Annotated in this window: 16 protein-coding genes; 12 read left to right on the top strand and 4 right to left on the bottom strand. The window is 38.3% G+C overall.

Going from position 1 to position 21,145, the window contains the following annotated elements; all coding sequences use genetic code 11:
• Nucleotides 1-5 precede the first annotated feature (5 nt).
• A complete protein-coding gene (locus FNN09_RS14590) occupies nucleotides 6-1,157 on the bottom strand; it encodes a 4Fe-4S binding protein (protein WP_143303108.1) in 1,152 nt (383 codons plus the stop codon).
• Between the two features lie 156 nt (nucleotides 1,158-1,313).
• On the opposite strand from FNN09_RS14590, the gene FNN09_RS14585 reads away from it, so the two are divergent.
• Together FNN09_RS14585 and FNN09_RS14580 are read left to right on the top strand one after the other, a co-directional pair.
• Entirely contained in the window at nucleotides 1,314-1,520 is a 207-nt protein-coding gene (locus FNN09_RS14585; RefSeq protein ID WP_143303107.1) for a hypothetical protein, read from the top strand.
• Between the two features lie 4 nt (nucleotides 1,521-1,524).
• Nucleotides 1,525-2,256 (top strand): hypothetical protein, encoded by a 732-nt coding sequence (locus FNN09_RS14580; RefSeq protein ID WP_143303106.1) that lies wholly within the window; start codon nucleotides 1,525-1,527, stop codon nucleotides 2,254-2,256.
• A 259-nt stretch (nucleotides 2,257-2,515) separates the two neighbouring features.
• On the opposite strand, the gene FNN09_RS14575 is transcribed toward FNN09_RS14580, so the two are convergent.
• Nucleotides 2,516-3,490, bottom strand: a complete 975-nt coding sequence (locus FNN09_RS14575; RefSeq protein ID WP_143303105.1) for an ROK family protein — start codon at nucleotides 3,488-3,490, stop codon at nucleotides 2,516-2,518.
• A 158-nt stretch (nucleotides 3,491-3,648) separates the two neighbouring features.
• Nucleotides 3,649-4,626: a hypothetical protein gene (locus FNN09_RS14570; protein WP_143303104.1), complete on the bottom strand. Its 978-nt coding sequence runs from the start codon at nucleotides 4,624-4,626 to the stop codon at nucleotides 3,649-3,651.
• A 188-nt stretch (nucleotides 4,627-4,814) separates the two neighbouring features.
• On the opposite strand from FNN09_RS14570, the gene FNN09_RS14565 reads away from it, so the two are divergent.
• From FNN09_RS14565 to FNN09_RS14520, 10 genes are all read left to right on the top strand, one after another.
• Nucleotides 4,815-5,447, top strand: a complete 633-nt coding sequence (locus tag FNN09_RS14565; protein ID WP_143303103.1) for a TetR/AcrR family transcriptional regulator — start codon at nucleotides 4,815-4,817, stop codon at nucleotides 5,445-5,447.
• Between the two features lie 10 nt (nucleotides 5,448-5,457).
• The gene (locus tag FNN09_RS14560; protein ID WP_185969022.1) at nucleotides 5,458-6,795 is read left to right on the top strand and encodes a TolC family protein; all 1,338 of its coding nucleotides are present in this window, start codon (nucleotides 5,458-5,460) and stop codon (nucleotides 6,793-6,795) included.
• A 47-nt stretch (nucleotides 6,796-6,842) separates the two neighbouring features.
• The gene (locus tag FNN09_RS14555; RefSeq protein ID WP_143303101.1) at nucleotides 6,843-7,958 is read left to right on the top strand and encodes an efflux RND transporter periplasmic adaptor subunit; all 1,116 of its coding nucleotides are present in this window, start codon (nucleotides 6,843-6,845) and stop codon (nucleotides 7,956-7,958) included.
• A gap of 24 nt (nucleotides 7,959-7,982) precedes the next feature.
• The gene (locus FNN09_RS14550) at nucleotides 7,983-11,396 is read left to right on the top strand and encodes an efflux RND transporter permease subunit (RefSeq protein ID WP_143303100.1); all 3,414 of its coding nucleotides are present in this window, start codon (nucleotides 7,983-7,985) and stop codon (nucleotides 11,394-11,396) included.
• 698 nt (nucleotides 11,397-12,094) lie between these two features.
• Nucleotides 12,095-12,550, top strand: coding sequence for a bacteriohemerythrin (locus FNN09_RS14545; protein WP_185969021.1), 456 nt, complete (start codon nucleotides 12,095-12,097; stop codon nucleotides 12,548-12,550).
• Nucleotides 12,537-13,631, top strand: coding sequence for a hybrid sensor histidine kinase/response regulator (locus FNN09_RS14540; protein ID WP_143303098.1), 1,095 nt, complete (start codon nucleotides 12,537-12,539; stop codon nucleotides 13,629-13,631). The genes FNN09_RS14545 and FNN09_RS14540 overlap by 14 nt, the downstream gene beginning before the upstream one ends.
• A gap of 91 nt (nucleotides 13,632-13,722) precedes the next feature.
• Entirely contained in the window at nucleotides 13,723-16,200 is a 2,478-nt protein-coding gene (locus FNN09_RS14535) for a bacteriohemerythrin (RefSeq protein ID WP_185969020.1), read from the top strand.
• Nucleotides 16,201-16,443: 243 nt separating this feature from the next.
• Nucleotides 16,444-17,226, top strand: a complete 783-nt coding sequence (locus FNN09_RS14530; RefSeq protein WP_143303096.1) for an exoenzyme S synthesis protein B — start codon at nucleotides 16,444-16,446, stop codon at nucleotides 17,224-17,226.
• Nucleotides 17,227-17,337: 111 nt separating this feature from the next.
• Nucleotides 17,338-18,072 (top strand): nickel pincer cofactor biosynthesis protein LarB, encoded by a 735-nt coding sequence (larB, locus tag FNN09_RS14525; RefSeq protein WP_143303095.1) that lies wholly within the window; start codon nucleotides 17,338-17,340, stop codon nucleotides 18,070-18,072.
• An 11-nt stretch (nucleotides 18,073-18,083) separates the two neighbouring features.
• A complete protein-coding gene (locus FNN09_RS14520) occupies nucleotides 18,084-18,608 on the top strand; it encodes a hypothetical protein (protein ID WP_143303094.1) in 525 nt (174 codons plus the stop codon).
• Nucleotides 18,609-19,594: 986 nt separating this feature from the next.
• Here FNN09_RS14520 and FNN09_RS14515 read toward each other — a convergent pair.
• Nucleotides 19,595-21,139 carry a M81 family metallopeptidase gene (locus FNN09_RS14515; protein WP_143303093.1) on the bottom strand — a complete coding sequence of 515 codons (1,545 nt, stop codon included), beginning with the start codon at nucleotides 21,137-21,139 and terminating at the stop codon, nucleotides 19,595-19,597.
• Nucleotides 21,140-21,145: the final 6 nt, after the last annotated feature.

The following is a 21,145-nucleotide window of genomic DNA, read 5'->3' as shown; positions in this document are numbered from 1 at the left end:
TGATATTAATTACGTTTTGATTTAAAGGATGGAATAGAATCGAGCAAACAGCCAGTAGGGCATAATTGGCACCAAGGCCTATTGAAGAACAAGGATAACATTACAATAACTGCTCCTGCTATTAACATTAGCCATGAGGCTACTTTAAAGGAAAAAGCCATAAATGGCTCTAATTGTGCCAGGGGCAATAAAAATCCCAGAATCAAACTTGTCCATATAAAGCTTAGATAAATTGTTCGAAGCGTAAGAACCGATATTTTCAAATTAATGGAACGCTTTTTAAATGGCGACACTTTTGACGCGAGCATTTGAAGAGCACCCATGGGGCACAGATAATTACAATAGTACTTTTTATGCCCTGCTATGGCTAATGTAATGGAAATTACAAGGATTGAGATTAATTCCCAATTACTCTGCCATGGTAAACCTTTTGTCAACCAGTTATGAAACAATTCTAATGACAACATTTTTGTTAACCATACACCCATTATCACCACAACAGCCAATAAATAATAAATATAATACTGTCGAAATCGCTTACCCAACTGCATACTTAGTGAAAGCAACAGCAACACTAACAATAGCACCAGCTGAGTAATACGCTCAAAAGAGGGAGCTCCATGCTTATGATTTGTTTCCAGATAATTACCAACAGAAGAATGGAACGTTCGGATGATAGCCGTGCTACTTTTGGTGGCTCCCGAAATAACGTCCACGTCATGCATTAGCAGCAAGGTGTCCATAACTAATCCATCCCATGTATTTAGCAATTTTGTGTCATTAATATGATCGATAAACTCTGCAGTTTCATTGTGTCTTAACAGGTAAGTTCCTATTACTACCTTTTGCGTATCCAGACCAATTAGCAAGGGCACTTTACCGCCATATCCAGGGAAGCGCGCATCTAATTCTTCTGAAATTAGGGCATAACCTAATAAGTTTTTGCCGTTATCATACACCTCCAAGCTCCTATCAGAACTCATACTATAGGTCGATGCTTTAGAATAAACAACTTTAACATCTTCAAGATTATAAACAAGCTCATCAACTGGCTGGAGCCAATCAAAATCGGCACCTCCTCGTATGGCGGCGGCAATCAGCAAAAGAACAATCAGCAAAAGGGTATAAAAACTCTTTCCAAATTTTGTGTGGGTCATTATGTATTTATTTATAGACGAACAAAAGTAGTGCGACACTACTTTGCAAACAAGTCGCTTATTGTTAATAATATGTGAATATTAAACCCAAAGTACAGTAGCCCCATTTACCTTGATAGGAAATAATTGTACTTTTAAGCTCCTTAAAGTCATTTAATGAGACACAAACGCAACTTAACAGTCTTTTTTATCATAGCTATCACAGTTACCTCAACAGCTTACATATTAGATAATGATGTACTCTACGAAGAATGGACTAATACAGTAATTGAATTCTCAATCATCACCTTTATTCTTTTTGCTTTACTAAGTGCTGTTTATGGCATTATCTTTTCTATCAAATCCTATTTGAATCACAAGTAACATTATGCATATACACATTATTCAACACGAATCTTTTGAAGCACCAGGCGCCTTTATCACATGGATACAACAGAGGCAACATACCTATACCACATCTCACTTATATTTGGGTGATGCTTTGCCTGAAAATAGTGAGGCATTTGACATGCTTTTGATAATGGGTGGCCCACAATCTCCTTATTCCAGTATGGATGAGTTTCCTCATTTTGACACAGTAGCTGAGCAAGCTGTGATAAAACAAGCCATTGATGATGATAAAATTGTATTAGGAGTATGTTTGGGAGCACAAATGATAAGCAACGCCCTGGGGGCTAATACCACAGCTAGTCCCAATAAAGAAATTGGTCTACTTCCTGTTACCTTAAGCAAGGAAGGGCAAAAAGACACCTTGTTTTCAGATTTTCCTACTGTATTTGGTTGCGGGCATTGGCATGGCGATATGCCAGGTTTAACGGATGATGCTGTAATAATAGCACAAAGCGATGGCTGTCCGCGCCAAATAGTGCGATACGGACCCAAGGTATATGGCTTACAATGTCATTTCGAGTTCACAGCAAAGGACATCAACAACATGCTTACAAATTGTCATGAAGAGCTTGAACGTGAGAAAGACAAACCTTATGTGCAATCTCCTGAACAACTAATAGCCAATGACTACAGCTCTGCTAATCACTTATTGTTTATATTTTTAGATCGCTTAACAAGCCCCGCACCTATCCAAGTAAGGAACTTTTAAGATTTAGTCCAGTAAGGTTTAGATTATCGGAATACATTATTTAGTGTGATATGGCACTGCTTTACCGTGATATGATCTCACTTTAGCGTGAGAAGTGCATAGCCTTGATGTGACATCGACATACTTGACTGTGATATGGCCTCACCTGAATGTGATATTGTCAAGCTTGGACGTGATATGAACTCAGTTGAGTGGAAAGCGCAATAGAGAAAAGAAGAAACACTTATCCCTACTACGCCTTTTAGCTTTTTAATTGATTTTACTGCTCCAATTGTTCCAGCTCTTTCCATACCACGGCACTTGCACCTAGCACGGCTATTTTAGCACCATCCAATTCCGATGGCAGTAACTTCACTTTATCACTGTATAAGAAACACATGTTTTCTTCCATATGCTTGTGAGTGGGTTTAAAAATATAATCACCCGCTTGTGCTAAACCTCCAAATAAGAAAACAGCCTCAGGACTTGAGAAAGCCACAAAATCAGCGATAGCACGTCCCAGCATCTCGCCTGTTCTTTCAAATGCTTCCAAGGCTAACTCATCTCCTTTTACGGCAGCATCGTATATCATTTTAGATGTAAATTGCCCAGATGGCACCTTACGCAAGTCACTTGGTATTTTGGTATTGGCATTTAATTCAGATACCGTACGGCAAATCCCAGTTGCAGAAGCATAAGTTTCTAAGCAGCCGTTTCTACCACATCCACATTCGCGTCCATTGCGCTCAGTAATAACATGGCCTAACTCTCCTGCAAAACCATCATGACCAAGCACCAACTCTTTATTAATAACAATGCCACTGCCTACTCCTGTTCCAAGCGTCATCATTATAAAATTACTCATACCCTTGGCACCTCCGTACATCATTTCGCCCATGGCGGCTGAGTTAGCATCGTTTGTTAATGCAATGGTAGGATAATCGTAATACTGGCGGAGCAGCTTCACAAACGGCACCACATCTCCCCATCCCAGGTTGGATGCACCAACAATTTCTCCTGTATAGTAATTACTACTTGGGGCTCCTACCCCAATACCCATTACCTCGACTTCTTCGTCTAGTTCGTATACGGTTTCATTAATTTTGGCACTCAGCACATCCAGGTAATTCTTAATCTCAGTATTGGTTAGTGTGGGCGTTGAAGCTTCGGCTAATAACTTACCGCTTCGATCAACAATACCAATTACAGTGTTGGTACCGCCAATATCGATACCAATCGCTACTTCCTTTTTCATTTTCAATAAATTAGATTTTAAATAAACGTTGTTTTTTGGTTTTAACATTCAGCAAAAGCGCATTAATGCTGAACGATGGCTAAAGATAACATTTAAAAGAATCCAAAGGGAAAATAACGACACCGATGTTAGATTGTAAGAAAACGAAAGTTTTTTTACTAGAACATACCTCCGCCAAACAATCCCTTTTGGCGACCTTGGCGTTTACCAAAATAATAGGTCAGATCAAAGAAAGGAAGAATACCAACACTGTTAGTATCGGTATAATTGGCTATTGATAGCATATAACCCAAGGAAAAGGAAAACTGTGGTAAGATGAGTGTTTGAAGTTCCATATTGTGCTCCAAGGCACCATTCCCCGAAAAGTCTCCTCTAAAGTATTTAAATCCTCCACCCAACATCAAGAGCGGTGTCATCTGCCAATCGGCCCTTAACTTGGCATAAGCCGTATAACCCGAACCTATCAAGGCAGGACTTCTATTGGCCAAAAAATGACCTTTCATCTCTGTTAAATCTGATTCGCCAAAAGGCACCCCAAAATCAACACCAATACCTCCGGTAAAAATAATATACGGCTGATCTCTTCCACACCTCGAATTACTCATTATCAAGCGCGAGATCAGCAATTCATTTTTAATCGATAAAATAAAAGGTATATGCTCAGCACTTTCGACGATGGAACTATAGTTACGATTGTTAGCCCAATTAAGTCCTGGAGTGGCAGAGTACAAACCATGTTTACTCGACACATACCAATTGTCGTTTCGCCATCTCTTTTTTAGATAAATATTGGGCATCCAATAATTAAGCAAAATAACGGATGAAAGCTCCAAGCCTGGCTTAAGACCATACCTCGACGGATTTACCAAACTAATATTGCTTGCTTTATCGTAAACCGTATTGGCCGTTTCATTATGCCACAACAGATCATCTCTATTGTCGTTGCGGCGAGCTCCCATGGGTTGCTTCGGATTAAAAGCATTGCTGTCATCTTTATCAAAAGCCTCCTGTTGGCGCTTACGAATCTCTCGCTTCGAAGTCCTCTTTTTACTCTTGAACTTCTTATTGCTTTGAGCCTCCAAATTGCCAAATGCAAAAACTAATAATAACAGAAGTGTAAAAACTGATTTATCCATTGCTAGTTGAATCATCTACCAAATACGAAGAAAATGGTTTTATTCATTGGGACTTCAGAAAATACACGAGGCATTGGTTTTTATTGACTAACAACATCAAAACAAACAAATAACAATTACATCGAAGAAACTTAGGAAACTTTTAACACATTTTAAGTTTCCCGAGAGTATAAAGTTTATACTTTTGCATGATGGAATCTAAACGCTTGGAAATAACGGAAAGTGCCCTAAAGCTTTTTTGTCAATACGGCATAAAAAGCGTTAGTATGGATGACATTGCCCGTGAACTGGGTATGTCAAAGAAAACGCTTTACCAATCAATTAACGATAAAAATGAATTGGTTGAGGAAGCCTTACAGCTGGCAGCCAATCAGGACTGTAAAGTGATGTCAATTTTTAAAAGAGAGGATATCAACGCCATAGAGCAGTTTTTCGAATACAAAAAAATGATGGAACCCCATATTGGGCAGTACCAACCCACCATTATGTTTGATCTGAAAAAATACTACCCCGGTGTATTACAAGATTTTCAAAACAATCAAAAAGATGTGATTATGGATGCCTACTCTGCCAATATACAACAAGGCAAAAAAGAGGGCTTCTACCACGAAGATGTTAAGGAGGACGTGATCGCACGCCTGATGTTTGCCCATCATGTTTACACATTTGACGATTCAAACGGCTTATTTATGGCCAACGAATTAAGAGATATGGAACTGTTTAACGAAGTATTTAAATACCATTTCAGGGGCATTTGCAATGCCAAAGGAATGGAAGAAGTAGAACGCTTATTCTGCGAAAACAATGAGGAACAAAAATAAACACACAACTATGAGAAACACTTTATTAACCCTGTTGGCAATCGTTTTGATTGGCTTGCTACCCGCCAGGGCGCAAACAACAAGCGACTCACTGGCTTTCTCACTGCTGGAAGCTATGGAGTATGCCACCGAAAATTCATTTCAGAGCAAAGGTGCCACCTACGACATTGAGGCAGCTGAAAAAAAGGTTTGGGAGTACATTGCCATTGGTTTGCCGCAGGTAAATGCCGAATCACAATTAACGAATAACCTTTCTATTCAGGAAAACGTGATTACCATGACACCTGAAGACGGTTCGGACCCGATTCGTTTAAAAACACAATTTGGACAACAGTATAGTTGGAATGCCACTGGTAACGTTAGCCAATTAGTTTTTGACGGTTCTTACTTACTTGGTGTTAAAGCCAGTCGTATTTATGTAGATATTAGTGAGAAAAACAAAACTAAAACACAAATAGATGTTCGTCAGTCGGTTGCAGAATCGTATTATGTAGCCTTGGTAGCTCTCAAAAACCTGGAAACTTTTAAAAAGAACCTGGAAGTTAACGAACAAACGCTTAAAGAAACTGAAGCCTATTTTAATAATGGTTTTAGAGAGATGACTGATGTTGACCAGTTAAAATTAATGGTGAACAACTCGCGTAATCTGGTATTGGATGCCGAGCGTCAGCTTTTAATAGCCGAAGCTGTATTAAAATATTCGATGGGTATTGAACTAGAGCAGCCTATTAAATTGATTGATAACATTGATTTTTTACTAACGCCTGTTGAAGACTTTATACCTCAATCAAACAGTTTTGATGTAACCAATCACATCGATTATTCAATATTGGAAACTCAGGAGGAAGCGCAAAAAACAATTGTTAAAAACGAAAAGGTGCAATACCTGCCAAAGATTAATGCTTTTTATAACATTAGCTACATACAGTTTGGCGACGAATTTAGCAACATGGATAAAACCAACTCACAAATGCTGGGCTTGTCGTTAACCATGCCTATTTTTCAATCGGGTAAACAAAGTGCTAAGGTCGATCAGGAAAAAATCAACTACCTGAAACTACAAAACGACATGCGCATGATGGAAGAAGGATTAAAGCAACAATTGATGGTTGCAGAATCCAACTTTAAAAATGCACAAGCTACCTACATGAATGATAAAGAAGGAGAAGAAATTGCTTTCCGCATTTATGATCGTACCCGCGTGAAATTTGTAAAAGGTTTAGCGTCCAGCACCGAGCTTTCGCAAAACGAAGGTCAATACATTCAGTCGCAAATCAGTTATATCCAATCGACATTAAACCTATTGGATACACATATTAAATACAAAAAAGCCATTAACCAATTATAATTATCGTTCACAGAACATCGTGTAACAACCCAAATAAAATTAAACACATGAAAAAATTATTAATACTTCCTCTTATTGCTTTAATGGTAGCCTGTGCAGGTGAACCAGCCGATGAAACCAAAGCAAAACAAGAACAGCTTAAAACCTACAAAAAGGAGCTTAGCGATCTTAAAAAAGAAATAATCAAGCTGGAAAAGGAACTTTCTCTTAACCGCAAAGAAGGTGTGGTTAATGTGGTAACTGCTAAAGCCAAACAAGAGCTTTACGAGCATTTTGTTGATGTAACAGGTAAAGTTAAAGCCGATAAAAACATTCTCATCAGCCCCGAAACAGCAGGTAAAATCATATCTATCAATGTAAAAGAGGGCGACCGCGTGCGTCGTGGTACTGTTTTAGCTCGCTTAAATACTGAGATGACTCAGAGATCGTTACGTCAGGTAGAGATTAACCTGCAATTGGCCACGACTACTTATGAGCGTCAGGCTGACTTGTGGGAACAAAACATTGGCTCTGAAATGGAATACTTACAAGCTAAGTCGAACATGGAAGCTTTGCAACAGCAAAAAGAAGCCTTGCAGGCACAGCTAGATTTAGCAACAGTTCGTGCGCCTATCGATGGGGTTGTTGATGAAATTATTCAGCGCGAAGGCGAGATGGCTGGCCCACAATTGCCTTTTGCACGTCTGGTAAACATCGACCATGTGTATATAACAGCCGATGTATCGGAGATATACCTACAGCAGATAAACGCTGGTGACAGAGTAGATGTTGAATTTCCAGTGATTGATAAAAACATTAATGCCCGTATTTATCGCTCATCAGCAGTCATTGACCCTGACAGTCGTACTTTCCGCGTTCGCATTGACCTGACAAACAAAAGCAATGACATCAAACCAAATATGTTGGCCATCTTAAAGCTGAGAACATTTGCAGCCGAGGATGCGATTATTGTGCCTTCTATCCTGGTTAAAAAAGATTTTAGTGGTGAATTTCTTTTTGTAGCAGAAGATATTGACGGTAAGGTTCGTGCAAAAAAACGCTACATCCAAACTGGCATCAAAGATAATAACAACACCATGATCACAGAAGGCTTGCAAGCTGGCGACAAAATCATCACCGAAGGTTATGCACAGGTAGTTGACGGCTCTGCAATTTCACTCTAACCCTTGCCCAAAATCTGATTACAAATGCAAGAAGAAAATATAAAACACAAAGAAAAGGTCTCCACCAGAAAGTTTAAACCAACTTTCATGGCACTGGCCAATAAAAATACCATTTACATCCTCACACTCTTTTTGATTGTGGCCGGATGGATGGGTTACTCGTCTATGCAGCGCGAGCAGTTCCCCGAAATTGTTATTCCATACATTTCGGTGAGTACGCCTCACCCGGGTAACAGTCCTCTTGATATCGAAAATCTGATCACGCGTCCACTAGAGAAGGAACTAAAGGATTTGAACGGTGTTAAAAAAATGTCGTCCAACTCTTTCCAGGATATGAGCTTGATAATCGTGGAATTTGAGGCCGATGTATCGGTTGATCAGGCCAAGCTGGATGTAAAAGACAAAGTAGACAAAGCTATTAGCGAGTTACCTGATGACTTAATGGATGACCCGATTGTTGATGACATCGACTTTTCGGAATTTCCGGTATTGAACATCAACCTTTCGGGCGATTACAGTATTTATGAACTAAAGCAGTTTGCCGAGAGTTTACAGGATGAATTCGAAACATTACGTGAAGTACGAGAAGCCGACATCCGTGGTGTTGATGAGCGTGAAATTAAAATACACGTTAACCCACATCGCCTGGCGGCCTACGACCTAACATTTGAAGATATTGAGTTCGCCGTTCAAACAGAGAACTTTACGGTAGGCGCTGGTGAGATAAAGGTAGACGGCACACGTCGTTCAATTCGTATCCAGGCCGATTACACCAACATGGATCAGATACGTAACACCATTGTTAAAGAAATTGATGGTCGTGTTATCTACATCAAAGACGTGGCGGAAGTAATTGATGGTTTTGAAGAGCAAAGTACCATATCGCGCTTAGATCACAAATCGGTTGTGACTCTTTCTGTTGTAAAAAAGAGTGGTCAGAACCTATTGGATGCGACCGATAAAATATTGGGCATCATCAAGGAAAAGCAAGAGAGCGAAACACTACCTGTTGATTTAACGGTAACAGTCACCGATGACCAATCAGTATCGGTACGTGATCAGATCAGCAATCTGGAAAACAGTATCCTATTGGGTATGATTTTCGTGATGATTATTCTGTATTTATTTCTGGGCTTACGTAACGCCATCTTTTCTGGATTAGCTATTCCGGTTTCTATGATCATCTCCATGATGGTACTAAAGCAGATCGGATATACCATCAACACCATGGTGTTATTTAGCTTGGTGCTTGCGCTAGGTATGTTGGTCGACAACGCCATTGTGGTGATTGAGAATGTCTACCGGATGATGGAGCATGGCGTCAAACCCGAGAAGGCGGTTAAGAACGGAACCAGTGAAATTGCGATACCGATTATCTCATCAACAGCCACTACTTTAGCTGCCTTTTTCCCATTGATTTTTTGGCCGGGCATTGTTGGTAAGTTCATGAGCTACCTACCAATAACATTAATAATCGTGTTAGCATCATCTTTATTTGTTGCTCTGGTATTAAACCCGGTGTATGCATCTAAATTTATGAAGCTGGAAGATGTGCGTGAGAAAAAAAGCTTCCGCAAGTATTTTATTGTAACAGGTATATTGGCAGCGTTAGGTGTTGTGTTTTATTTAGGAGGAAGCATCCTTGGGGGCAACTTATTCGTCTTGCCTCTCATCATTACAACGCTCAATAAATTTGCTCTGAAGCCTTCAGCCATTTGGTTTCAGCATACCTTCTTACCTAAGCTGGAAAACATGTATGAGGCCACGTTGCGCAAAACACTAGGTCGACGCACCAGTAAATGGCTTTTGGCAGGCTCCATTGGTTTATTCTTTGGCTCAATCATGTTTTTTTACATAATGAAACCAAACGTATTCTTTTTTCCAGAGGGAGAGCCACGTACCATATACGTTACCATGGAATTACCATTGGGTACCGATATTGAAGTTACTGACCAGGTAACAGTTAACGCAGAGGAGATTCTATATAAAACATTAGACCCATACATGGACATTGTTAAGTCTGTTGGTGTGAGTGTTGGCAATGGTAAAGGTGGCTTATTTGAGTCGGGTCGTTCGCCCAATAAATCATTAACAACCATCACATTCCATGACTATCAATTCCGCGAAGGCCACAGCACACGCGATATCATGTCAGAGTTATCTGAAGCCTTTAATGGATTTATTGGTGCCAAAATATTTATTGAAAAAGAGGACAATGGACCTCCGGTTGGTAAGCCTATTAATATTGAAGTAGGTGGCGATGACTATGAGCGCTTAATCACTTTAACCGAAGATATTAAACAAACCATTAATGCGGATTACATTGCTGGTATTGAAAACCTGGAGATGGATTTAAATACCAACAAACCAGAGATGCAGCTTTTTATCGATAGAGATAAAGTTCGCCGTATGGGATTATCAACTCAACAGGTGGCCATGGCACTACGTACATCATTATACGGTAAGGAAATCAGCAAGTACAAAGACGGTGAAGATGAGTATGACATCATGTTACGTTTGCAAGACAAGTATCGCTACGATGTATCCACCTTGATGAATGAAAAAATGAAGGTGGATAAAAACGGGACTATTCACTTGATACCAATCTCGGCTGTGGCCAAATATGAGTATGCTTCTACTTACGAGAAGATTATCAGAATTGACAATACCCGTGTGATCACTTTAAGTTCAAATGTGATATCGGGCTACAATGCCAATGAGATTAATGCACGTATTAAAGATTTACTTGACGACTATCCGATGCCAGCCAACTACCATTGGAAGATGACCGGTGAGCAAGAGAGTCAGCAGGAGACATCAGATTTCTTAGTGGGTGCACTTTTATTTGCACTGGCTTTAATTGCGATGATTTTGATTACGCAATTTAACTCGGGTGCCAAACCACTCATCATTATCGGAACGGTAGGACTAAGTACAATTGGAGTATTTATGGGCTTAGCCACATTCAAAATGGATTTTGTTATTCTGATGACGGGTGTTGGTATTGTTTCACTGGCTGGTATTGTGGTTAACAATGGTATTGTACTAATTGACTACATCGACCTTGTTCGTCAGCAGTTTAAAGACCAACAAGGACTTGGCGACCACGGTCGTTTATCACGTGCCGATGAAGTAAACAGCATTGTACGAGGTGGAAAAACACGTTTACGACCTGTGCTTTTAACAGCCATCACAACTATTTTAGGTTTGATACCAATGGCCGTTGGCTTAAACTTCGACTTCTTTAGCCTATTTACAGAGTTAGATCCTAAGATATACTTTGGTGGCGATAACGCGGACTTTTGGTCACCTATGGCATGGACTGTTATATTCGGTTTAAGTACTTCAACAGTATTAACCTTAATAATGGCTCCTGTAATGTACAACCTGGCTGTTAGGATACGTAACCGCTTTGTGAAAGAGAAAATAGCCGCCTAAGGCTTATTAAAATAATAGATTTAACGCTCCTCAGAAATGAGGGGCGTTTTTTGTTATACTTTACTAAATACTCCGCCGGGTAGACCTAAAGTCAGACCGAAGTACAGAAACTGCCTGATATCCCTTTAAGAAATTGTTTATTCCACTCAAACCATTGAATATTCCCTTTTTTTCATCTCATATTTAAGGCATTCACAATTTTAATTGCCTCAAGCTTAAAAAAGGGAGAAAAAGCCGTCAACTTAACCTCTCACTTAATTTCTTAAGACCTCGCTACAAGAAAATTACTATGAGATTATTGCTTCATTCGGATTAATTCTATCAAGTTTGATACTGCAAAGTTTTTAAGCTTAGCATCATTTTTTTTATTTGTAATTACCCGACTAGTAATGGAATACGCAATTTCCTACTCTTACAACACTTGTACCAAGTCTGCCCATACTGAGTCCCCAACTCAGTATTAACGCTGATAAAACAACATTAATGTATTTAAGCCGATTACCGTTCTGCAAGTGCGATGAACAAACAATTTCAAAGAATGCATTTTATTTTTGGTCCTGAATAGCAATTACAACTACTACGTAAATTACCTATTATTACATCAAAATTTGCACATAAATATACTTTGCTAGAACAATCTTACCCTTTGCCTGTTCTACCGCCTAATATTTTTAGGGGATTATAACAGCATAGAAGTGATGAACAAACAAACTATTGAAATTAATACAAAGCTTGAGTGGAAATCAGAATTTGATACGGACATTTATCGAATTGACTTAGAGCATCGAATATTTTTAGAACTGATTGACTCTTTTCGAATAGGAATACTTAACAACTATGACGATGAGAGGTTATTAAGGATGATAAATGAAATAGAAAAATACCAAGAGTTTCATTTTACGAGCGAAGAGAATTTTTTGATAGATATAGAATATCCTAATAGGCACAAACATCAGCTTATTCATCTCGATTTAATGGAGAAGTTGAATATTGAGCGCCACAACACGCGTAATTTTAATGAATATTTGAATTTTATATATAATTGGTTTGTGTCACATACTTTAACTGAAGATAAGAAGATATCTGATTATATCAAAGACAACAAAATTGGGACTAATACCTTCAAAAATATCAATATAAATGATGGAAAGTAGTGTGAGGAATGTTTTAATTGTAGATGATATAATCGATAATGTTAAGATAATTGAAAGTTTATTATTAAAAAATGAAAGGGTTAACACATACATAGCAACCTCAGGAGAACAGGCACTTGGTATTAGTAGAAATATATGTTTTGATCTAATGCTTATCGATGTGCGAATGCCAGATATGGATGGTATTGAAACACTTCAAAAACTAAAAAGTCAAACGCCTAATAAAGATGTTCCGGTCTTGTTCTTAGTTGCCAAAATGGATAAGGATGGTATATCAAGAGTTTTTGAAAACGGTGGAGCAGATATTATCTATAAACCATTTCATTACGAGAGTTCACTTGCCCGAATTAAAGTACATCTAGATTCTTTTAATCAAAAAATTAAACTAAAAAAAATGCTGGAGGTGAGAGATCGTTTCTTCACTGTTTTGGCACATGACCTAAGGGCTCCTTTTACTTCCATTTTAGGACTTTCGGAAATATTACATCACAGATTTGATCAACTAGAACATGAAGATAGAAAGACGCAACTGAAAGTGTTATATGAGAGTTCGAACAAAGCATTTGAACTACTTAGTGAGTTGTTAGAATGGGGTGCTAATTTAAAATCAGTAATGACTTTTAATCCAGAACAACAAAATTTGTTAGCAATTGTAGAGGAATGTCAGTCTATTTTAAAGTATTTATTGAATGAAAAAAATATCTCGTTTGAAACTTCTGTAGATAAGGCTTGTGTGGTAATGGCAGATCAGAACATGCTAAAAACCATTCTAAGAAATTTCATTTCAAATGCTATCAAATTCTCGCCCCAGGGAAGCACTATTCGTGTTGAAGCAACTGAAAAAAAAAATGAAGTTGAAATACTTATATCTGATAAAGGTATAGGCATGGATGAGGACACCATGGCAACAATTTTTAAGATGGATAATGTGGTATCCAATGAAGGCACCAATGGAGAAATTGGATATGGCTTTGGCTTATTAATCTGTAAAGATTATATCGAGCAGCATCAAGGTCGAGTATGGTGCAATAGTACCATCAACCAAGGCAGTGATTTTTACTTTACATTACCTCAAAAGTAATATTTAATTGTTTGCATTCCACTGCATTTTGGCCAATATAAAACAAGCGGTGTCTGCAAAACCCATCAACAACTAATCATCAAAAATGTGTATGAAAGAGTTAGATAACTTTGATATTCTTCCATGGAATAAGAATTTTGAAACAGATATCGAAATCATTGATAAGCAGCATATGAAGTTGGTATCGATAGTTAATCGTTTAGCTATACATGTAGTACAGCATTCTTCCATATCGATACTAGACTCAATTTTTGACGAATTAATACAATACACTGACTATCATTTTAAAACAGAAGAAGAATATTGGAATACCAATATGAAGGGATGCCTTTGGAGTGATGAACATTCAAAAACACACAAGAGTTTTGTCAATGAAATTATAAACCTCAAAAATGAAAAAGGTGACCTTTCTGAACCTCAGGTAACTCAAGAGCTTTTGTCATTTTTAACCAATTGGTTAGCTTATCATATATTAGACTCCGACAAGCGTATGGCTATTGCCGTTGGGCATATGAACTCAGGGTATTCATTTGAAGAATCAAAGATATTTGCCAACAATGAAATGTCAGGCTCGATGAAAACCCTTATCGAAACAATATTGAAAATGTATGATAATCTTTCTGCTCGAACCATTGATTTACTACGTGAAAAATCATTGCGTAAAAAAGCTGAACAGGAATTATTATCAAGTGAAAAGCGTTGGCAATTTTTATTAGAAGGAACTGATGAGGCGATATGGGAGTGGGATATTAAAAATAAAATTGGCAATTCAATATACAATAGCCCTTTTTATAGTTTCCTAGTTAAGAATGAACAAGCAAATAAGGAGGAGATCATAAAAATTCATCCAGACGATATTGAACATGTAAAGAGTGAACTAGTTAAGCACTTAGATGGAAAAACAAATTTCTTCTCTACCGAATATAGAGTATTGCGAAAAAATAAATCTTGGTCAAGAATTTGTTCAAAGGGTAAAGTGGTTGAGCGAAATAAAAAAAGTGTTGCAACAAGGATGCTTGGCACCCATGCTGATATTACGGAACGTGAACTTGGTTCATTAGTTTATTACCAAAGTCATCAATCAATTGTAATTGCTGATTCTAATTGTGAGATCACAAATGTGAATCCTGCTTTTTTTGAAACAACAGGTTTTACCAACCAAGATATGGTTGGTCAAGAGTTACTCTCGTGGATTGATAAAACAAAAAATGAACAATTAATAAACCAGCTGCAAGATATACTAAAATATGATGGTCAATGGAGTGGAGAATTAATAGGTAGCAAAAAAACGGGAGAAAAGTTTACTGCATGGGCTAAAATATTTCCTATTGGGGTAATAGATAAAACGGTTGAGAGCTTTGTCATTATTTTCACTGATATATCTGACAGGAAGGAAGTAGAGACTCAATTGATTAATGCAAAAAATAAAGCAGAAGAAAGTGACATTTTGAAAACAGAATTCATTAATAATATGTCTCATGAGATAAGGACTCCGATGAACGGAATTATCGGCTTTACAAATTTATTAAAGTCTGAAAATACATCTGAGAAGGATAGGTCTAGTTATATTGATATTGTTCAAAGCTGTGGCACTCAGCTTCTGGGAATTATAGATAATATTCTAGAGATTTCAAAGCTGGAAACAAAACAGGTTAAACTTGTTGTAACAGAAGTGAATTTGGATGAGCTGATTTTAAATCTCTTTTCCAGTCATAATGCAAGAGCCGTAAAAAACGGCATACACTTATATATTCAAAAGGAAACTACGGTTCAAGAGTGTAATATTCTCGTAGATGAAGATAAGCTATATAAGATACTTAATCACTTGCTTGATAATGCTTTCAAGTTTACAAGTCATGGCTCCATTGAGTTGGGTTTCAGTGTACAAATAAATAGCACTTCACCTAAAGTATTAATTTATATTAAAGATACCGGCATTGGAATACAAGAAGAATATCAGCACTTAATATTTGAACGTTTTTCTCAAGAGAAAAAAAATCTTGCTGATAAAGTTGGTGGATTAGGCCTTGGCTTATCAATAGCCAGAGAAAATGCAAGATTAATGGACGGAGATATTGAAATAATATCAGAGTCAGGAAAAGGCGCAACAGTTATTGTCACCTTACCATTTAATACCCCAAGCTCAGCAATACAAATGTCTGAAACAGAAATAAACAATCAAGGATGTATTGTACTAATTGCTGAAGATGAAGAAATAAATTCATTGCTATTAGAAACCTACTTGAATAAGATGGATTTTGTACGTAAGGTCATTACAGTTAGAAATGGTGAGGAAGCAATTGATGCGTGCAAAACCAGGCAAATTGATATTATTTTAATGGACTTAAAAATGCCCAACATTGATGGCTTTGAAGCAACTAAAAGAATAAAAGAACTGTATCCAGGAGTACCTATAATTGCACAAACAGCATATACTGAGGAAGGTGATAAATTGAGGGCTTTAAATGCTGGGTGTGATGACTTTATTACTAAGCCAATTATTCAAAAGAAACTTGAAGAACTTATTTTGAGAAATCTCAAAACGAGTAACAAATTATCAGATAGGTAAATTCAAAACATTAGAGTTCACCTAAATTAAAAATGCATCATTTCTTAAAATATGTATCAAGTCTGCATGTGTGTTATCCCATTTCGCGATGTTTAAATATTGTAGCAGTATAACACAGATAGTTTTCTATTAGAAAGCTATCTGTGTTAATATTTTGAAGCTAATTGCTATAATCCTGCTCTTCGTCGCATCTCTCTTCTCTAAAAAGAATTTTTATATATCTTAAAGCGAAATTTAAGGACTATGGAAAAGAAAGACGCATTAATCAACTGGTTCAAAACAAATACAAAGGGCTACCTGCTTTTCTCAGGAGGCTTTGATAGCAGCGCCGTTCTAGGTGCCGCCATGCAAGCAAAGGCCAATATCATACCCATATGGGTAAATAACGGTTTTAACCGCGCTAAGGCCGATGATATGGCCCAGCAAGCCAAAAGCCTGGGAGCTCCCGAACTAAAAATTATTAATGTAACACCAGGCCAGGTAGTAGTTGATAATCCTGAAAAACGTTGCTACCATTGCAAAAGCCACATCCTATCACTGGCACCGCAAGATGGTCTACCCTTATTTGATGGCACCACAGCCAGCGACCTGGGCAATTACCGACCAGGCAAACAGGCCCTGGATGAGTACAAAGTACAATCACCACTGGCCGAATTGGGCATTACCTCGTGGGAAACCAAAGACATAGCCATCGCATTGGGTGCCGATCCTGATTTTGCCGATCACGAAAGCTGCCTGGCTACACGCATCAATTACAACAAGCTATTAACACCAGAGCGCATTAAAGCCATTTATAAAATAGAGAATTACCTCATAAAGCAAACCAACGATTACCATGTACGTTGCCGTATTGATGATGAAGATCACATGCGCATTGAGCTTTCTAAACCAGAAAGCTATGCGCTTTTGGCCGATGCCTCCGTGCGGGAGAAGCTCTTTGAGATGGGTGGCGATGTTTGCTTATTTGTTACAATTGATGTCAAGCGCTCACGCCCTAATGAATACGATAAAAGAATAAAATATTAATGGACAATGGTTAAGTATCAATTATTAATGGTTAGTTATTGAATTACAACGCACCATTTATCATTAACCATTACTCATTCATCATTAACCATTTATCATTACTCATTTACCATGACTTTCGACGAACTATTTGAACAGATACAAAAAGGCGAAATATCAAAAGAAGATGCTCAACGTCATTTCTCATTGGATTGGATGGAAACCGCCAGTCGCTACATATTAGATGTGAACAGAGGCATGCGTACGAACATACCTGAAATCATTTATGGCGAATACAAAACCCTGGAGCAAACCATTGAGTTAACAAGTAAACTACTCGAAAAGCATCCACGGGTGGTGGTATCACGTAGTCCGTTCTACAAAGAACTGAATGAGCATTTCAAAGATCAATTTCCCGTGCTGTGGTCGGTTAATGCCACCGTTATTGGCGAGATGCCAACACCTAAAGGCAAAATACTTGTTATCAGTGCCGGAGCAGCCGATCATCCAGTAACATACGAGTGTGAGGTAATTCTTAAGGCTGTTGGTGTCGAACCTATGGTGTTTGAGGACCGTGGCATTGCCCACCCAACCCGTGTTTTGGAAGCTATCAAGCTCGGCATCGAACAAGATGTGTCGGCGGTTATTGTGGTGGCAGGCATGGAAGGAGCCTTGGCACCTTTCGTAGCATCGCTAGTGCCACTGCCAGTAATTGGTGTACCCACATCGGTGGGTTATGGCTTTAGAGCCAAAGAAGCAGCACTAACCAGTATGCTGGCCAGCTGTGCCCCTAACCTAACGGTTGTGAATATTGACGGTGGTTTGCGTGCTGCTGTAGTGGCAGCATTAATTGCTAAGAATAGGTAAATTCAATTAAGATGAAACATTCGTTGCTAATTATCTTCGCCATGGTTGCTTTGTTATCGAATGCCCAACACTATGATTATGGAGATGAAGCCCTGAACATCAATAAATATGAGATAAATACCTACGCTAAAAATAATAAAGAATTACCAGCCCAAGTTGATTATTATACAGGAAAACTCGGTATAGACGGTTTACAATTAAGAGCCATTAAAAATGACCCTAAGGAAATCCCTCAAACACCTGATGAGAATATTATCAAAAAAAAGGTAGGCTCTAACAGTTTTATATTAACGGCTCAATCGGGTAGCATAACCACTGGTTTCACAATTGAGATACACGGGCTGACATTATTATTGGGGAAAAGAAAAATAAAGCTGGGAGATGACCTAAAGTCAATCACCTCTAGTCTAAATCGCGGGTTTCACACAACTTCAAAAAATACAGTGTATATTTTTTATGATGAAGCTCGCTTATCATTCTGCTTTAATGAATCAGATATACTCACAGGTATCTACTTCAGTTCGAACCAATATTAAGAAGGGCCTTAAATTGAACAAGCCCATACGCTCCAGATCATTGGAATATCCATGGCTTTAGAGCTAAAGAAGCAGCTTTAACCTAACGGTAGTGAACATTGATAGTGGTTTGTGTGCTGCTGTAGTGGCGGCTTTAATTGCGAAGAATAGGTAAGCTAGGACGATAATTATTCCATTTAATTTCATAACCATATCTTAAGCAATGCGGCTTAATAATGGTATGCGCTAATGGCGCATTTTAATAATGATTCCTTATTATTTGATTGACCAGAAGTTCAGAAATGTCAACCGAAGGCAAAATTGTCCTAACCGAAGCCCAGGATGTGTTAACCTACATCCCGATAGTATCAACCGAAGTCCCGATAAGCTTAAATAGAGTAACGAAAATATCAACCTACGGCCCGATAAGGTAAAATAGAACCCAGAAAGAATCAACCGAAGCAGTCTAAGAGCCATATAAGTTTACCAAAGAGTCATGCAAAAGAGAGAAAGGGTATTATAAGTAAGTTAAACTCACACGTGGCAATTAAATTTAAAACCGATCTTTGAAATGCTTTGTTATACCATTTATGTTTCGAAATGCACGTATGCAGCAATAAAAAAATTTAACTCCTTCATAGCTTACACAAAACAGTCAAGCATCAAAGTTATTAAACACTAAGACTTGACCGTTCTGCTTTTCACCATTCTTTAGATGACGAAAATTTAATAACCTGAGTTCGACGTAAAATTTATTGCTCAGATCGCTTATAAATATTGAGTTTTAAGGACTATTTGTGAAGGCATAGCTGGCTATGTCGAACGAATATGACGCAGAAAATCGATGTTTATAAGTGGATACATTAATCTTTTCATTAAATAATCGATCTACTGCTCTAAATTTAATCGCCATAGTTTACTATGCCTCAAAAATTTAGATTGTATATCAATCACTTAATGAAATCTGAGCTCTTAAATTTTAATCGAACTCAGGTTAATAGCGATCACTACTCACCACTTACAGGTATCATAGTTGCTTTCAAGTTCGGATCATCCATCTCTTTGTCTAAAGGAAACATTGGTCTGACCACTCTTTTATACCCTAGTCGCTCAAGCTGTTGATCAACGCCCCCTGGCGTTAAAGCCATCATCCAGTCGGCTCGCATATTGTATAACTCAGGCACCAGATAGCCAATTTTCACAACTACAATATCTGTTTCACGCGGATTCAATCCTAGTTCAGAAAAGTCTTTTTCGTAATGATAGGGCTTTCGTTTCTTAGTCACAATCACCGAAATGCTTCCTACTTTTACAACTACCTCTGATTCGGCATGTTTATCGCCGTGTTTAATGGCTTCTACTTTTCCCTTTAAACGTATTGGAGGCGAATAACGCTGATCGACCATAGCTCCAACATTCGCTTCAACATGGCCGCCAATACCTACTTCTACTGCTTTATCAACCAACTCAGGACCGGGGATAGAAGCGTATATGAGCGATGGCCCATCAGCAGCCTTAAATTCATTACGAGCTAGCAACTCCGTTAAAGTCCAAGTAACATCGCCAGCCCCTCCTGCAGTAGGGTTATCTCCCATATCGCTAATAATAAACGGATGTTTGCTACTATTAATTGCTAGCTCTAAACATTCATCAAGGCTGGCTACAGGAGCTACAAATTCGAATTGATTTCGTACATCCCAAAAGTTCTGTGCCAATTCCTCAGCGGTTAATTTCACCTTATCTTTATCATCTCCAGTTACCATCACAACGGCCCTATTACGTGGCTCATCGGCCCAGGCATAACCTACCCAAATAGAGGCATCCAACACACCTTCTTGTGCTGAAGCCGGCACCAATTGAGCGTACAAACTTTTACCAGGTTCAATGCGGGTACTTGTTTTTTCACCAGGTAATAAAATAGGAACAGGCACCCATGCCTTATATTTTGGCTTGCCTTTGCCATTCTTTAATCTTTCGAGTAAGGTTTCAACAGCACGCTGCTTTGATTCCATAGCATCTTCATGCGGTGCCATGCAATAACAGGTAATTAAATCAAGATTCTGAGCTAATCGCTCAGATACATTGCCATGTAGATCCATACACGTTGAAATAATTGTTTTCTCTCCAACAAGTTTACGTATGTGCTCCACATAATCCGCTTCAGGATCATCCAAACCAACCACACTCATTGCGCCATGTAACTCAAGATACATGGCATCGTATGGCAAATTTTCCTCCAGCCTTTCAAGTGTTTGTGCGAGTAAGGACTCATAAGCTTCGCGCGAAACAATACCGCCTGGTATAGCTTTAGCCTTCAATGTTGGAAACCAAATTGCCTGTTGACGAGCTTTTGAACCATCTCGTAAGAATGGATAATATTTTAAAACATCGGCTCCATAAAGGGTATGAAAGGCATCTTCATGTGTTATTGCAGGAGAAAAGGTACTTGATTCTATTGCTAAGCCTGCAACAGCTATGCGCGGTAAAGATGTTTCTGGTTGACAACTCACCAAGGCAAGTAGAATCGAAAATACGGCTATCATTAATTTCATCTGCAT

This window comes from Carboxylicivirga sp. M1479 (assembly GCF_007097485.1).
Classification (GTDB): domain Bacteria; phylum Bacteroidota; class Bacteroidia; order Bacteroidales; family Marinilabiliaceae; genus Carboxylicivirga.
The sequence above is the reverse complement of the archived record's forward strand: the minus strand, read 5'-3'. Positions and strand labels throughout refer to the sequence as shown.